Source organism: Leifsonia sp. GW821-FHT13C09 (assembly GCF_058806435.1).
In genome coordinates this window covers 282,623-296,451 of the sequence record NZ_JBXAPS010000004.1, presented here as the reverse complement: position 1 = coordinate 296,451, position 13,829 = coordinate 282,623, and the positions used below count along the sequence as shown (strand labels likewise).

The following is a 13,829-nucleotide window of genomic DNA, read 5'->3' as shown; positions in this document are numbered from 1 at the left end:
GAGTCTACGTGACGCGCACCTTAGACTTGTCGCCTATGGCTGAGAACGGCGCCGCTCGCGGCGGATCCACGGCGAACGGCGAGTCCAGCACCCCCTTCGTGGAGCTGAGCCGTTCGGACTGGGCCGAGCTGGCGCAGAACACTCCCCTACCGCTCAAGGAGACGGAGGTCGTGCAGCTGCGCGGCCTCGGCGACCCGCTGGACCTGCGCGAGGTGGAGGAGGTCTACCTGCCGCTCAGCCGGCTGCTCAACCTGTACGTCGGCGGCACCAAGCAGCTCCACCGGGTCACGAGCGACTTCCTCGGCGAACGCGCCCAGCCGACCCCGTTCGTGATCGGCGTCGCCGGGTCCGTGGCCGTCGGCAAGTCGAGCATCGCGCGCCTGATGCGCGAGTTGCTCTCCCGCTGGGATGGCACCCCGCGCGTCGAGCTGGTCACCACCGACGGCTTCCTCCTCCCGAACGCCGAGCTCGAGCGACGCGGCCTGATGGAGCGGAAGGGCTTCCCCGAGTCGTACGACCGCCGTGCGCTGCTGCGCTTCGTCACGGAGGTGAAGAGCGGTGCGCCGGAGGTGCGCGCGCCCTTCTACTCCCACCTCAGCTACGACATCGTGCCGGACGCGGAGATCGTGGTCCGCCGGCCGGACGTCCTCATCGTGGAGGGCCTCAACGTCCTCCAGCCCGCTGGAGGCGGCAACCGGCTCGCGGTGAGCGACCTCTTCGACTTCAGTGTGTACGTGGACGCCCGGACGCGCGACATCGCGCACTGGTACGAGGAGCGCTTCCTCAAGCTCCAGCGCGGGGCGTTCGCCAACCCCAAGTCGTACTTCCACCGCTACTCGCAGCTCACCGAGGAGCAGGCCAGAGCGCGCGCGGCCTCGATCTGGACGGCCATCAACGAGCCCAACCTCATCCAGAACATCCGGCCGACGCGGTCGCGCGCAAAGCTCGTGCTGCGCAAGGAGGCGGACCACACCGTCAGCTCGGTGCTCCTGCGCAAGCTCTGACCGGGGTCCGAAGACTCTGGTCCGGCGCTCCGGCATCCCGTAGGCATGAGGCATGGCTACACCTCGATCGCACGCTGCTCTCCTCTTCGGCCGACGGGTCCGTCAGGCCCGGGTCGCACTGGGCGTCAGCCAGGAGGAGATCGCCCAGCTCGCGGACATGCACGTGACCAACTACGGCCGCGTGGAGCGCGGCGAGGCCAACTCGGAGCTGCACACCATCGTCCGCCTCGCGACGGCTCTCGACGTCGACCCGTCCGAGCTCATGGCCGGACTGTTCGGCGAGGGGATGCTGCCCGACCGCGAGCACGCCTACTCCGTCGCCGACTTCATCGCGGCGAAACGCGCGCAGGATACCTGAATAGGGCGTATATGCACCGCGGATAAGTGCGTATAGTGTTCATCCTCTGGGAAAAGACCACGCAGGAAAACAGAGTAGACGCATGTCGTCCCCGCGCTTCGAAGCAGCCCGCATCCTGGGCGGCCGCCTCCGGGCCCGTCGCGTCGAGCTGGGGCTCTCCCAGTACGAGGTGGCCAACCTCAGCCAGGTGGACGTCGCCAACTACGGCAAGGTCGAGCGCGGCGCCGGAAACCCGACCCTGCTGACCCTCCTGCAGCTCGCCGTCACGCTCGAGACGGAGCCCGGCACGCTGCTCGAGGGACTGGCGGACGTCAGCCTGCTGCCGGAGCGCACCCGGCCGTTCTCGGTCTCCGACTTCGTACGCGAGCAGAACGCCCGGCTCGACCGGGAAGCCGCCGGGAACTGACCCGGCGGCCGACGCCGGCGGGCTAGACGCCCAGGCGCTCCCGCACCACGTCGGCCAGCTCGTTGGCCAGCCGCTCGGCCGTGTGCTGGTCGGCGGCCTCCACCATCACGCGCACCAGCGGCTCGGTGCCGGACGGACGCAGGAGCACGCGGCCGGTGTCGCCCAGCGCCGCCTCGGCGGTCTGCACGGCGAGCTTCAGCGGTTCGTCGGTGTGGACGGCGTGATGGTCCACGCCCTTCACGTTGACCATCACCTGCGGGTAGACCGTCATCACCTTGGCCAGCTCGGACAGCGGCTTGCCCTGACGTGCCATCTCGCTGAGGAGGTGCAGGCCGGTGAGGATGCCGTCGCCGGTCGTCGCGAACTCGCGCATGATGACGTGACCCGACTGCTCGCCGCCGAGGGCGTAGTCGTTCTGGTTCATCTCCTCGAGCACGTAGCGGTCGCCGACGGCGGTCTCCACGATCCGGATGCCGTGCTCGCGCATGGCGATCTTGAGGCCGAGGTTGCTCATCACGGTCGCGACGAGCGTGTCGTCCTTGAGCTTGCCGCGCTCCTTCATGCCGACCGCGAGAATCGCCATGATCTGGTCGCCGTCGACGACGTTGCCGTCGGCGTCGATCGCGAGGCAGCGGTCCGCGTCGCCGTCGTGGGCGATGCCGACGTCCGCGCCGGCCGCGAGCACGGCGTTCGCCAGGTTGTCCAGGTGGGTCGAGCCGACACCGTCGTTGATGTTCATGCCGTCGGGCGAGTCGCCGATGACGGTCACGCGGGCGCCCGCGTCGGTGAACACCTCGGGCGAGATGCCGGCGGCGGCGCCGTGGGCGCAGTCGAGCACGACGTGGATGCCGTCGAGCCGGTGCGGCAGGCTCGCCAGCAGGTGCACGACGTAGCGGTCCTCGGCGTCGGCGAAGCGCCGGATGCGGCCGACATCGGCGCCGGTCGGGGTCAGCTTCTCCATGTCGAGGTGCTGCTCAATGCGGTCCTCGACGATGTCGGGGAGCTTGGTGCCGCCGCGCGCGAAGATCTTGATCCCGTTGTCGGGGGCGGGGTTGTGCGACGCCGAGACCATGACGCCGAAGTCGGCGTCGATGTCGGCGATGAGGAAGGCCGTGGCGGGCGTCGGGATGACACCGGCGTCGTAGACGTCGATGCCCGAGCTGGCCAGCCCGGCCGCGACGGCGGCCGAGAGGAACTCGCCGGAGACCCGGGGGTCTCTGGCGACGATCGCCAGCGGGCGCTTGCCCGCGGCGCGCCGCGCCTCGGCGCTGCGGCCTCGCGTCAGGACAGCAGCAGCTGCCTGCGCGAGGCCGAGCGCCAGGTCGGCGGTGAGCACACCGTTCGCGAGTCCGCGGACTCCGTCGGTTCCGAAAAGGCGGGGCATGGACCGAAGCCTAGACGCTGGGATGCGTCAACGCTTGGAGAACTGCGAAGCCTTGCGGGCCTTCTTGAGACCGGCCTTCTTGCGCTCGGTCACGCGGGCGTCGCGGGTGAGGAAGCCGGCCTTCTTGAGGGTCGGGCGGTTGTTCTCACGGTCGATCTCGTTCAGCGCGCGGGCGATGGCGAGGCGCAGCGCGCCGGCCTGGCCCGAGGGGCCGCCGCCGGTGATGCGGGCGACGACGTCGTACGAGCCGATGAGGTCGAGGACCTTGAACGGGTCGGTGATCAGCTGCTGGTGCAGCTTGTTCGGGAAGTAGTCCGCGAACTCACGCCCGTTGACCGTGATGGTGCCGGAGCCGGGGACCAGGCGCGCACGGGCGATGGCCTCCTTGCGGCGGCCGACGGCTGCGCCGGGCACGGAGAGGACGGGACGCGGGGCGGCCGGGGCCGCGCTCTCGGGGGTCTCGGTCGAGTAGGACTCGACGTTCTCGGCCTGGGCCGAGTCGATGCTGTCTGCGATCTTCGCCACGGTGGTGATAATCCTTTGTCTTTAAGTCAGTCGTGAAGGTCTGGATCGCTTACTGGGCGACCTGGCCGAGCGTGTACTGCTTCGGCTGCTGGGCGGCGTGCGGGTGCTCGCTTCCGGTGTAGACCTTCAGCTTGCGGAGCTGGGCCCGACCGAGGGAGGTCTTCGGCAGCATGCCGCGGACGGCCTTCTCGACGGCGCGGACCGGGTTCTTCTCGAGGAGCTCCGAGTACGTGGTCGCCTTGAGGCCGCCCGGGTAGCCCGAGTGGCGGTAGGCCTTCTTCTGAGCCGCCTTCTGGCCGGTGAGGGCCACCTTGTCGGCGTTCACGATGATGACGAAGTCGCCCATGTCCATGTGGGGGGCGAAGGTCGCCTTGTGCTTGCCGCGCAGGAGGGCGGCGGTGTGGCTGGCGAGACGGCCGAGCACGACATCGGTCGCGTCGATGACGACCCAGTCGCGCTGGATCTCGTCTGCCTTCGGGGTGTAAGTGCGCGTCACAGTAGTGGCTGCTTTCTGTATCGAACGGAGGAGTTCGTGAATCCCACTCCGATGGGGGTTGCCGTCTCGATGAGGCGGGAACCGAAGCCGGTGGAGGGCTCACGTTCGTGTGTCGCGCCGCAGTGAGGCGGCGACACCAAGGGTCAATACTACGCGACACGCCCGGAGGGGGTCAAACCGGGCTCAGAGCGACCGCAGCCCGCGGGTCTGCTCCGCGCGCATCGCGAGCTCGGCCTCGTCCGGGTAGCCGACCTCCATCAACGTCAGCCCGCGGGCCGGCATCACCTTGAAGGCGCTGGTGCGGACCCGCTGGTCGCGGAGCTCGACCAGGTCCCCCGGCGTCTGCGACCCCTCGCCGACCTCGACGCACGCGCCCACGAGCGCGCGGACCATGCTGTGGCAGAACGCGTCGGCCACGACCTCCCCCACCAGCACGCCGTCGTCGTCGCGCCGCCACGCGTAGTCGAGGAGGGTGCGGATCGTGGTCGCGCCCTCGCGCGCCTTGCAGTAGCTCGCGAAGTCGTGGAGGCCGAGCAACCCGTGCGCGGCGATGTCCATCGCGTCGGCGTCGAGGTCCGCCGAGACCCACGCGGTGCGATGCCGCTGCAGCGGGTCCCGCAGCGCCAGGCGGTCGGCCACCCGGTACTCGTAGCGTCGCCAGACCGCCGAGAACCGCGCGTCGAAGCCGGTCGGGGCCTCACCCGCGCGCAGGACCACCACGTCGGCGACCGGGCCGAGGATGCCGTTCAGGCGGCGGGCCAGCGCTTCGCGCGCGGTCAGCGGAGGCCGCTTGCCGTGCGGTTTGCGCAGCACGGCGACCTGCTCGGGCGACAGGTCGACGTGCGCCACCTGCCCACGCGCGTGCACGCCGGCGTCGGTACGGCCGGCCACGGTCAGCAGCGGAGCCTCGCCCGCGCGCCGGAAGATCGTGGCGAGCGCGGCCTCCAGTTCGCCCTGCACGGTGCGGAGGGCGGGCTGACGGCCCCAGCCGTTGAAGTCGGTGCCCTGGTAGGCGATGTCGAGCCGGAATCGCGTCGCCTGGTCGGTCATCCCTCGATTCTAGGGAACGCCGGCTCAGTACTCCCGGACCAGTGCGGTCTCGCCGAACGTCGTGACGAACCCCATCCCGGTGTAGAGGCTGTCGGCCCCGGTCGGGCTGGCGGCGTCCACATCGAGGACGGCCTTCTGCCAGCCGCGGCGCGCGCTCTCGGTGAGCACAGCGCCGAGCAGCGCCGGCGCGATCCGGCGGCCCCGGTGCGCCCGGGTGACGGCGACGGTCGAGATGTAGGGGCCGGAGAAACCCTGCCCGGGCCAGTCGTCCTCGTTCACGTCGCAGAGGATGACGCCCGCGACCTCCGCGCCCGCCAGCGCGACGAACGACACGTCGGGAGCGAACGTCCCGCCGATCAGCGAGGCCCACTGCTCGTCGCTCAGCGGCTGGCTCCCCCAGTGGTCGCGGAACGCCTCGTCCCGCGCCGCATGGACCGCGTCGGCGAGGTCGCTCGTGTACGGCACGATCCGCACGTCCTCCGTCGGGGCGACCTGCGGGATCGGCTCCGCCAGGTCGCGCTCCATGGTGTGGAACCAGCGCACCGCCGTGAACCCCGCGGCCGTCAGCAGCCGCTCACGCTCCGGCGCGCGCCGGTCGGCGTAGCCCACCAGCCAGCCCGGCAGCACGGCGTCGAGCGCGGCCAGCTTCTGCTCCCCGCGCGCCCGCTGCCAGGCGATCAGTTCGCGCCCGATGCCCTTCCCGCGATGTGCGGGGTGCACCGTGCCGTTCATGAACTCGCGCACCAGCGAGACCTGCCGCGGCGGCTCCAGCACCGAGCCGACCGCCAGCACCGCCCCGTCGTGGCCGACGGCGAGGAGGGTGTCCCGCTCCCGATCGAGGAAGCTGAAGGCGAGCTCGTCCTCCAGCTCCTCCCGCGTGGTCAGGTAGTTCGGGTGGTCGGCCGCGTCGCTCGCGCGCAGCACGGCGAGCACCGCGTCGATGTCCGCCTCGGTGATCGGGCGCCACTCGGCGACCAGGGGATGCCGCGGCCGGTACGTCGGCGGCGCCGCCACGCGCTCGCTCAGCGGTCGGAGGTCCTCGTCGATCGTCTCTGTCCCGGGCATCCCGCCAGCCTACCGACGACGCGGCCTAGCGACGGCACAGCCTAGCGACGACCGAGTTCCGCCGTGGGCGTCCGCGCCGTCTCCCGCGCCGTCAGCGCCGCCAGCGTCACGACCACCGCGATCACCGCCGTGAACACCGAGATGACGATCCAGCCGTCCGGCCCGGTGCCACCCATCGCCGTCACGATCGTGGGTGCGAAGCCGGCCATCAGGAAGCCCAGCTGCGTCCCGATCGCGACGCCGGAGAAGCGCACCTCGCGCGGGAACATCTCGTTGTAGAACGACGGCCAGACCGCGTTCGCGGCGGCATACCCGCAGGAGAACACCGCGACGGCGAGCAGGAACGTGACCCCGACCTCGGACCCCGACATCGAGCGCAGGTAGAACGGCATCAGCGCCGCGCTGGCCAGTGCGCCGTAGATGAACACGGGCTTGCGGCCGATCCGGTCGGCCAGCATCCCGAACAGCGGCTGCGTGACGAGTGCCACGATGTTCGCGACGACGACCAGCCAGAGCGTCACCGACGCCTCCAGCCCGGCGTCCGTCCCGTACGCGATCGCGAGGTTGCCGAACACCGTGGAGACCGCGGCGATCATGGCGAGAACCACCACACGCAGCACGTCACGCCAGTGCGAGCGCAGCAGGCCGACCAGCGGCAGCTTCTCGATCTCGCCGCCCTCCGCGGCGCTGACGAACTCCGGCGACTCCGGCAGCGACCGACGCACGACGAACGCCACGACCACCACGACGGCAGACAGCCAGAACGGGATGCGCCAGCCGACGGAGTACAGCACGTCCTCCGGCATCGCCATGATCGGGATGAACGCGATGGCCGCCAGCACCTGGCCGCCCTGGGTGCCGGTCAGCGTCCACGAGGTGAAGAAGGCGCGGCGCCGTTCGGGAGCGTGCTCCAGTGTCATGGAACTCGCGCCGGCCTGCTCGCCCGCGGCGGACAGCCCCTGCAGCAGCCGGCAGAGCACCAGCAGGACGGGCGCGAGCCAGCCGACCGCGGAGAACGTGGGCAGGCAGCCGATCGCGAACGTCGAGAAGCCCATCAGCGCGAGCGTGAAGACCAGCACCTTCCTGCGACCGATCCGGTCGCCGAAGTGCCCCAGGATCACCGCGCCGATCGGCCGCGCCACGTAGGCGAAGCCGAACGTCGCGAACGACATCACCCGCGCGGTGGTGTCGGCGTCGGGGAAGAACACGTGCGGGAAGATCAGCGCGGCCGCCGACCCGAAGATGAAGAAGTCGTAGTACTCGACGGCCGAGCCGAGGAATCCGGCGAAGGCCGCGCGCACAGGTGTGCGGGTGCGCGTGGGGGAAGGAGCGAGGGTGGTCATCGTCGACACTCGTTTCTTTCGTAGCTATTCGATCCGTGCCGGGCGCGCCCGGCACGGGTCAACGGTCCGCGGTCAGGAGCGCGACGATCATGTCGCCGAGCATCCGCCGGTAGTGCGGGGCGCGCGCCTGGTTCAGCAGATCGCGGCCGAAGAGGTACCCGAACGTGTGGCGGTTGGCCACCGGGAAGACGCAGAAGGAGCTGATCGCCAGGTGCACGTCCGTGGCGTCGAGGTCGTCGCGGAACAGGCCGGCGGCCCGGCCGCGGCGCAGCACCTCGTCGATCAGCTCCAGGGCCGGGAGCGCGAGGCTCTCCGGCTCGCCCACCTCGCGCAGGAACGCGGCACGGTGGATGTTCTCGATCGCCACGAGCCGGACGAAGTCCTGCCGGCTGGTGTGGTGGTCGAAGGTCCGCTCGGCGATGGCGCGAATGGCCTCCACCGGCTCGAGATCGGACACGTCGAGCTGCTGCTCGTAGCCGCGCATCTCGGCGTAGGCGGCCTCCAGCACGCTCACGTAGAGCTGCTCCTTGCCGCCGAAGTAGTAGTAGATCATGCGCTTGGTGGTGCTCATCCGGCGCGCGATCTCGTCCACGCGGGCGCCGGAGTAGCCACGATCGGCGAACTCCTGGGTCGCCACGGCGAGGATCTCGGCACGAGTGCGCTCCGCATCGCGGATCCGCTCGTGATCCAGCCGGGCCATCCTGCCTCCTCGCTAATGAACTATCTGGTACGTTAAGAAACCTCGCAGCCCTTTGTCAAGCGCGCGATGGTCGAGGAGGACGGATGAGCGTAGTCGGAGAGTCGTACCTGGTCGGGCTCCTGGGCGAGGGCGTGCTGCCGTCGCTGACGCCTCCGCTGCACGAGCGAGAGGCCGACGAACAGGGGCTCCGCTACCTCTACCGGCCCCTCGACCTGCTGGCGCTCGACGGCGCGATCGACCCCGACTCGACCAACTCCGACGCGATGATCGCCCGCGTCCTCGACGCGGCCGTTCTCCTGGGTTTCGACGCCCTCAACATCACCCACCCCTGCAAGCAGCGCGTCCTCGCCCACCTCGACGAGGTCACCCCCTCGGCGGCGGCGATCGGCTCGGTCAACACCGTGCTGCTCGCGGGCGGGCGGCGGGTCGGGCACAACACCGACGTCACCGGTTTCGCCTCCGCCCTCCGCGATGGCCTCCCCGGCGCCGACCTCGGTCACGTCGTCGTGATCGGCGGCGGCGGCGCCGGGGCCGCCGTGTCCGCGGCGCTGCTGGAGGCGGGCGCCGCCCGGCTGACGGTGGTCGACCTCGACGCCGCCCGCGCCGACCGCCTTGCCGTCTCGCTCGCGTCCCGGTTCCCGGAGGCCTCAGCAGCAGGCGTCTCGTCGGACGCTGTCCCCGCGGTTCTCCGCGACACGGCGCGTCCGGTCACCGGCGTGGTCAACGCCAGCTTCGTCGGCATGCACACCCATCCCGGCATCCCCCTCGCCGCAGCACTGCTGCACTCGGACCTCTGGGTGGCGGACGTCGTCTACCGGCCGGTCGACACCGAGCTCCTCCGCGCGGCACGGGAGGCCGGCTGCCGCACGCTCGACGGCGGCGGGATGGCCGTCGGCCAGGCGGCCGACGCGTTCCGGCTCATCACCGGCGCCGAGCCCGACCGGGAGCGGATGCGCGCCCACTTCGCCGCGATGATCCGGGAGGGCCGCTGATGCGCACCTCCATCGCGACGGTCTGCCTGTCAGGGACGCTGGTCGACAAGCTGCACGCCATCGCCGACGCCGGGTTCGACGCGGTGGAGATCTTCGAGCCCGACCTGATCGCCGCACCGCAGTCGCCGGAGGAGGTGCGGGCGCTGTGCGACCGGCTCGGCGTGGAGATCGCGCTGTACCAGCCGTTCCGCGACGCCGAGGGGGTGACCGAGCAGGAGTTCGCGCAGGTGCTGCGCCGCGCCGAGGCGAAGTTCGTGCTCATGGACCGGCTCGGCGTCGACACGATTCTGGTGTGCAGCAATGTCGCCACGGCCTCCGTCGACGACGACGCGGTGTCGGCCGCGCAGCTCGCGCGGCTCGCCGACCGAGCCGAGCTGCACGGCAAGCGCCTCGCGTTCGAGGCCCTGGCCTGGGGCCGGTTCATCGACGACTACCGGCGGGCCTGGCGGATCGTGGAGCGCGCGGACCATCCCGCGCTCGGCGTGTGCCTGGACAGCTTCCACATCCTCTCCCGAGGCCACGACCCCTCGGACATCGAGCGGATCCCCGGCTCGAAGATCTTCTTCGTGCAGCTCGCGGACGCCCCGCTGCTGTCGATGGACGTGCTGTCCTGGAGCCGGCACTATCGGCTCTTCCCCGGCGAGGGCGGTTTCGACCTGCCGGCGTTCGTCGGCCACACCCTGCGAGCCGGTTACACCGGCCCGCTCTCGCTGGAGGTCTTCAACGACGTCTTCCGGCAGACCGACCCGGCCCGCACCGCCCGGCACGCCCTGCGCTCGCTGACCGTCCTGGAGGACGCACTGCGATCCGACGCGGCCGGTGCGGCGGCCGAGCCCCGTGGGCTCGACCAGGTGGAGGTCAAGGCGCAGGACACCGACGCCGTCGCCGCCGTGCTGGAGCGGATCGGCTTCGCGCCGCGCGGCCGCCACGTCACGAAACCGGCCTGGCTCTACGCGGCCGCCGGAGCGCGGATCGTCCTCAACGAGCACAACGCCGCGGGCACGAGCCCGCATGTCGCAGGCTTCGGCATCCGCGCCGACCGGCCGGAAGAGGCCGCTTCGCGGGCGCAGCGCCTCGGGGCGCAGCGCGCGCACCGCCGCGTGCTCACCGGGGAGGCCGACCTCCCGGCCGTGCTCGCGCCGGACGGCACGGAGATCCTGATCAGCGGCCCGGAGAGCGGGGAGGCGTGGCCCGACGAGTTCAGCGGCGGTCGGGGCATCGCCGATCCCGCGATCCGCGGCATCGACCACGTCAACCTCACGGAGCCGGCGGCAGACATCGAGGAGGCCGTGCTGTTCTACGGCACCGCCCTCGGGCTGACGCGCGAGTCGTCGGCGGAGCTGCCCGGTCCCGCGGGCCTGGTCCGGAGCCAGGTGCTCCGCTCGACCGACGGCTCGGTACGCCTCGCGCTGAATGTCGTACCCCCCTTCGCCGAGCGCACGTCCACGCAGCGGCACGCACAGCACGTCGCGATCGCCTGCGACGACCTCCACGGGCTGATCGGCCGAGCGCGGGCGCGTGGCCTGCGAACGATCCCGGTCTCGGCGAACTACTACGACGATCTCGCCGCGCGCTTCGAGCTGGCGCCCGGCGAGCTGGAACGCCTGCGGGACGCCGGGCTGCTCTACGACCGCGACGCGTCAGGCGAGTACCTGCACTGCTACACGGAGACGGTCGGCGCCGTCTTCTTCGAGCTGGTGGAGCGCCGCGGCCGCTATGACGGCTTCGGCGCCGCCAACATCCCGGTCCGGCTCACCGCGCAGCACCAGTCGCACTGACCCCGCCAGGTCGCGAAAGAGCCCCGCATCCGATCGGATGCGGGGCTCTTTCGACAGGATGCGGAAGGCTCAGGCCTTCTCGGCCTCCGCCTCGGCGGTGGTCTCCTCGGCGGCCTCGGCGTCGCCGGTGGCCTCCTCGACGACCTCGGCCTCAGCGGCGGTGGTCTCCTCGGACGCAGTGTCCTCGGCGGCGGTGTCCTCGGCGGGGGTCTCCTCGGCGACGGGCTCCTCGGCCGGAGCGGCCTTCGGGGCTGCGGCCTTCTTGGCCGGCTTCGCCTTCGGGGTGACGGGCTCGAGCACGAGCTCGATCTGCGCCATGGGCGCGTTGTCGCCCTTGCGGAAACCGAGCTTGGTGATGCGGGTGTAGCCGCCCTCGCGCTCGGCGACCAGCGGCGCGATCTCCGTGAAGAGCTCGTGCACGACGGTCTTGTCGCCGATGACCGCGAGCACGCGACGGCGGGCGTGCAGGTCGCCGCGCTTCGCGAACGTGATCAGACGCTCGGCGTAGGGACGCAGGCGCTTGGCCTTGGTCTCGGTCGTCTTGATGCTCTTGTGCGTGAACAGCGCAGCGGCCAGGTTGGCGAGCATGAGGCGCTCGTGCGCGGGACCGCCTCCGAGGCGGGGGCCCTTGGTGGGCTTAGGCATGATCGGTTATCTCCAGTAGTGAAAAGTCGAAGGCTTCGCTGACGCGGCCTCAGATGGTGGATTCGTCTTCTTCGTACCCGCTGTAGAAGTGGGCGCCGTCGAATCCGGGAACCGAGTCCTTGAGCGACAGGCCCATCTCGGTCAGCTTGTCCTTGACCTCATCCACCGACTTCTGGCCGAAGTTGCGGATGTTCATGAGCTGCGTCTCCGAAAGCGAGACGAGCTCGCTGACGGTGTTGATGCCCTCACGCTTGAGGCAGTTGTACGAGCGGACCGACAGGTCGAGGTCCTCGATCGGCATCGACAGCTCGGAGCTGAGCACCTGGTCGACCGGCGCGGGGCCGATCTCGATACCCTCGGCCGCGCTGTTGAGCTCGCGGGCCAGACCGAACAGCTCGGTGAGCGTACGGCCGGCGGACGCGATCGCGTCGCGCGGGCTGATCGCCGGCTTGGTCTCGACGTCGACCACGAGGCGGTCGAAGTCGGTGCGCTCGCCGGCACGGGTGGCCTCGACGCGGTAGGTGACCTTGAGGACCGGGGAGTAGATCGAGTCGATCGGGATCTGGCCCGCCTCGCTGTACTCGTTGCGGTTCTGCTGGGCCGAGACGTAGCCGCGGCCGCGCTCGATGGTCAGCTCGACCTCGAACTTCGCCTTGTCGTTGAGCGTCGCGATGACCAGCTCGGGGTTGTGGATCTCCACGCCCGCCGGAGCCGAGATGTCGGCCGCGGTGACCTGGCCGGAGCCGGTCTTGCGGAGGTAGGCGGTGATCGGCTCGTCGTGCTCGCTGGAGACGACCAGACCCTTGATGTTCAGGATGATCTCGGTGACATCCTCCTTGACACCCGGGACGGTGCTGAACTCGTGCAGCACGCCGTCGATGCGGATGCTGGTCACGGCGGCGCCGGGGATGGAGGAGAGCAGGGTGCGGCGCAGCGAGTTGCCGAGGGTGTAGCCGAAGCCCGGCTCGAGCGGCTCGATGACGAACCGCGACCGGAACTCGGAGATGTTCTCTTCGGTGAGCGTAGGACGCTGTGCAATGAGCACTATTGATTCCTTTCGGCTGAGTGTCCGCTATATGACACTCGCGTGAGTGAGGTGGGGTTCGTCACGCCGTCAGGCGGCGGCCCGGGTGGACCGCCGCCTGGGCGGACGTGGAAGAGAACTAGACGCGGCGACGCTTCGGCGGGCGGCAGCCGTTGTGCGCCTGCGGAGTGACGTCGTTGATCGAGCCCACCTCGAGGCCGGCGGCCTGGAGCGAGCGGATCGCGGTCTCGCGGCCCGAGCCCGGGCCCTTGACGAAGACGTCGACCTTCTTCATCCCGTGCTCCTGCGCCTGGCGGGCGGCCGACTCGGCTGCCAGCTGCGCGGCGAACGGGGTGGACTTGCGCGAGCCCTTGAAGCCAACTCCACCGGAGGACGCCCACGAGATGACCGCACCGGTGGTGTCGGTGATCGAGACGATGGTGTTGTTGAAGGTGCTCTTGATGTGGGCCTGGCCCACAGCGATGTTCTTCTTTTCCTTCTTGCGCGGCTTGCGAGCGGCCGACTTGGGTGCTGCCATTTTGTTTCTCCTTCAGTCCTGTTGTCGGCCTAGCGAGCCTTCTTCTTACCGGCGACCGTGCGCTTCGGTCCCTTGCGGGTGCGCGCGTTCGTCTTGGTTCGCTGGCCGCGGACCGGGAGGCCCTTGCGGTGGCGGATGCCCTCGTAGCTGCCGATCTCGACCTTGCGGCGGATGTCGGCGGCGACCTCACGGCGGAGGTCACCCTCGACCTTGAAGTTGCCCTCGATGAAGTCGCGCAGTGCGACGAGCTGGTCGTCGGTCAGGTCCTTGACGCGGATGTCGCCGGAGATCCCGGTCTCGCGAAGGGTCTGCAGCGCACGCGTGCGCCCGACGCCGTAGATGTAGGTGAGTGCGACCTCCACGCGCTTCTCGCGCGGGATGTCGACGCCTGCTAGACGTGCCATGGTGTGGCTTCTCCTGTGATGAGTGGAGGTCTTCAGCGATCCCGGTGCCCCGGCCTCCTCCGAGGGTGTCCCCCGCAGCCGCGCTAGACGGTTGCGGGTTCTGGGATCGCTTCGTTA

At 70.3% G+C, this 13,829-nt stretch carries 16 protein-coding genes; 5 read left to right on the top strand and 11 right to left on the bottom strand.

Annotated elements, in window-relative coordinates; all coding sequences use genetic code 11:
- Positions 1-35: 35 nt before the first annotated feature.
- The 3 genes from coaA to AC1ROW_RS15225 all read left to right on the top strand — a co-directional run bounded on the left by coaA (position 36) and on the right by AC1ROW_RS15225 (position 1,768).
- Positions 36-1,004, top strand: coding sequence for a type I pantothenate kinase (gene coaA / locus AC1ROW_RS15235; protein WP_493019744.1), 969 nt, complete (start codon positions 36-38; stop codon positions 1,002-1,004).
- A 52-nt stretch (positions 1,005-1,056) separates the two neighbouring features.
- A complete protein-coding gene (locus tag AC1ROW_RS15230) occupies positions 1,057-1,362 on the top strand; it encodes a helix-turn-helix domain-containing protein (RefSeq protein ID WP_493019743.1) in 306 nt (101 codons plus the stop codon).
- 82 nt (positions 1,363-1,444) lie between these two features.
- Entirely contained in the window at positions 1,445-1,768 is a 324-nt protein-coding gene (locus AC1ROW_RS15225) for a helix-turn-helix domain-containing protein (protein WP_493019742.1), read from the top strand.
- 22 nt (positions 1,769-1,790) lie between these two features.
- On the opposite strand, the gene glmM is transcribed toward AC1ROW_RS15225, so the two are convergent.
- From glmM to AC1ROW_RS15190, 7 genes are all read right to left on the bottom strand, one after another.
- Positions 1,791-3,152 (bottom strand): phosphoglucosamine mutase, encoded by a 1,362-nt coding sequence (gene glmM / locus AC1ROW_RS15220; protein WP_493019741.1) that lies wholly within the window; start codon positions 3,150-3,152, stop codon positions 1,791-1,793.
- A 27-nt stretch (positions 3,153-3,179) separates the two neighbouring features.
- A complete protein-coding gene (gene rpsI / locus AC1ROW_RS15215; RefSeq protein WP_493019740.1) occupies positions 3,180-3,677 on the bottom strand; it encodes a 30S ribosomal protein S9 in 498 nt (165 codons plus the stop codon).
- A gap of 49 nt (positions 3,678-3,726) precedes the next feature.
- The gene (gene rplM, locus AC1ROW_RS15210) at positions 3,727-4,173 is read right to left on the bottom strand and encodes a 50S ribosomal protein L13 (RefSeq protein WP_179605025.1); all 447 of its coding nucleotides are present in this window, start codon (positions 4,171-4,173) and stop codon (positions 3,727-3,729) included.
- A 183-nt stretch (positions 4,174-4,356) separates the two neighbouring features.
- Positions 4,357-5,223 carry a tRNA pseudouridine(38-40) synthase TruA gene (gene truA, locus AC1ROW_RS15205; protein WP_493019739.1) on the bottom strand — a complete coding sequence of 289 codons (867 nt, stop codon included), beginning with the start codon at positions 5,221-5,223 and terminating at the stop codon, positions 4,357-4,359.
- A 24-nt stretch (positions 5,224-5,247) separates the two neighbouring features.
- The gene (locus AC1ROW_RS15200; RefSeq protein WP_493019738.1) at positions 5,248-6,288 is read right to left on the bottom strand and encodes a GNAT family N-acetyltransferase; all 1,041 of its coding nucleotides are present in this window, start codon (positions 6,286-6,288) and stop codon (positions 5,248-5,250) included.
- Positions 6,289-6,329: 41 nt separating this feature from the next.
- On the bottom strand, positions 6,330-7,631 hold the full coding sequence (locus AC1ROW_RS15195; protein ID WP_493019737.1) for an MFS transporter: 1,302 nt from the start codon (positions 7,629-7,631) through the stop codon (positions 6,330-6,332).
- Positions 7,632-7,689: 58 nt separating this feature from the next.
- Positions 7,690-8,331, bottom strand: coding sequence for a TetR/AcrR family transcriptional regulator (locus AC1ROW_RS15190; protein WP_493019736.1), 642 nt, complete (start codon positions 8,329-8,331; stop codon positions 7,690-7,692).
- 83 nt (positions 8,332-8,414) lie between these two features.
- Between AC1ROW_RS15190 and AC1ROW_RS15185 the strand changes: the two genes are divergently transcribed.
- Both AC1ROW_RS15185 and AC1ROW_RS15180 read left to right on the top strand, forming a co-directional pair.
- Positions 8,415-9,323, top strand: a complete 909-nt coding sequence (locus AC1ROW_RS15185; protein WP_493019735.1) for a shikimate dehydrogenase — start codon at positions 8,415-8,417, stop codon at positions 9,321-9,323.
- Entirely contained in the window at positions 9,323-11,101 is a 1,779-nt protein-coding gene (locus AC1ROW_RS15180) for a bifunctional sugar phosphate isomerase/epimerase/4-hydroxyphenylpyruvate dioxygenase family protein (RefSeq protein WP_493019734.1), read from the top strand. Before AC1ROW_RS15185 ends, AC1ROW_RS15180 begins: the two co-directional genes overlap by 1 nt.
- Before the next feature lie 69 nt (positions 11,102-11,170).
- Here AC1ROW_RS15180 and rplQ read toward each other — a convergent pair whose 3' ends face one another.
- From rplQ to rpsM, 4 genes are all read right to left on the bottom strand, one after another.
- Complete coding sequence (gene rplQ, locus AC1ROW_RS15175) at positions 11,171-11,746, bottom strand: 50S ribosomal protein L17 (protein WP_493019733.1); 576 nt, start codon at positions 11,744-11,746, stop codon at positions 11,171-11,173.
- A 49-nt stretch (positions 11,747-11,795) separates the two neighbouring features.
- Positions 11,796-12,791: a DNA-directed RNA polymerase subunit alpha gene (locus AC1ROW_RS15170; protein WP_493019732.1), complete on the bottom strand. Its 996-nt coding sequence runs from the start codon at positions 12,789-12,791 to the stop codon at positions 11,796-11,798.
- A gap of 118 nt (positions 12,792-12,909) precedes the next feature.
- Positions 12,910-13,308: a 30S ribosomal protein S11 gene (rpsK, locus tag AC1ROW_RS15165; RefSeq protein WP_018191944.1), complete on the bottom strand. Its 399-nt coding sequence runs from the start codon at positions 13,306-13,308 to the stop codon at positions 12,910-12,912.
- A gap of 29 nt (positions 13,309-13,337) precedes the next feature.
- The gene (gene rpsM / locus AC1ROW_RS15160; protein WP_179605016.1) at positions 13,338-13,712 is read right to left on the bottom strand and encodes a 30S ribosomal protein S13; all 375 of its coding nucleotides are present in this window, start codon (positions 13,710-13,712) and stop codon (positions 13,338-13,340) included.
- Between the last annotated feature and the right edge of the window lie 117 nt (positions 13,713-13,829).

Excerpts from the sequence above, each read along its gene's own strand:
- coaA (WP_493019744.1), top strand. The coding sequence starts at position 36 with ATGGCTGAGAACGGCGCCGCTCGCGGCGGATCCACGGCGAACGGCGAG.
- AC1ROW_RS15230 (WP_493019743.1), top strand. The coding sequence starts at position 1,057 with ATGGCTACACCTCGATCGCACGCTGCTCTCCTCTTCGGCCGACGGGTC.
- AC1ROW_RS15225 (WP_493019742.1), top strand. The coding sequence starts at position 1,445 with ATGTCGTCCCCGCGCTTCGAAGCAGCCCGCATCCTGGGCGGCCGCCTC.
- glmM (WP_493019741.1), bottom strand. The coding sequence starts at position 3,152 with ATGCCCCGCCTTTTCGGAACCGACGGAGTCCGCGGACTCGCGAACGGT.
- truA (WP_493019739.1), bottom strand. The coding sequence starts at position 5,223 with ATGACCGACCAGGCGACGCGATTCCGGCTCGACATCGCCTACCAGGGC.
- AC1ROW_RS15200 (WP_493019738.1), bottom strand. The coding sequence starts at position 6,288 with ATGCCCGGGACAGAGACGATCGACGAGGACCTCCGACCGCTGAGCGAG.
- AC1ROW_RS15195 (WP_493019737.1), bottom strand. The coding sequence starts at position 7,631 with ATGACCACCCTCGCTCCTTCCCCCACGCGCACCCGCACACCTGTGCGC.
- AC1ROW_RS15190 (WP_493019736.1), bottom strand. The coding sequence starts at position 8,331 with ATGGCCCGGCTGGATCACGAGCGGATCCGCGATGCGGAGCGCACTCGT.
- AC1ROW_RS15185 (WP_493019735.1), top strand. The coding sequence starts at position 8,415 with ATGAGCGTAGTCGGAGAGTCGTACCTGGTCGGGCTCCTGGGCGAGGGC.
- AC1ROW_RS15180 (WP_493019734.1), top strand. The coding sequence starts at position 9,323 with ATGCGCACCTCCATCGCGACGGTCTGCCTGTCAGGGACGCTGGTCGAC.
- rplQ (WP_493019733.1), bottom strand. The coding sequence starts at position 11,746 with ATGCCTAAGCCCACCAAGGGCCCCCGCCTCGGAGGCGGTCCCGCGCAC.
- rpsK (WP_018191944.1), bottom strand. The coding sequence starts at position 13,308 with ATGGCAGCACCCAAGTCGGCCGCTCGCAAGCCGCGCAAGAAGGAAAAG.
- rpsM (WP_179605016.1), bottom strand. The coding sequence starts at position 13,712 with ATGGCACGTCTAGCAGGCGTCGACATCCCGCGCGAGAAGCGCGTGGAG.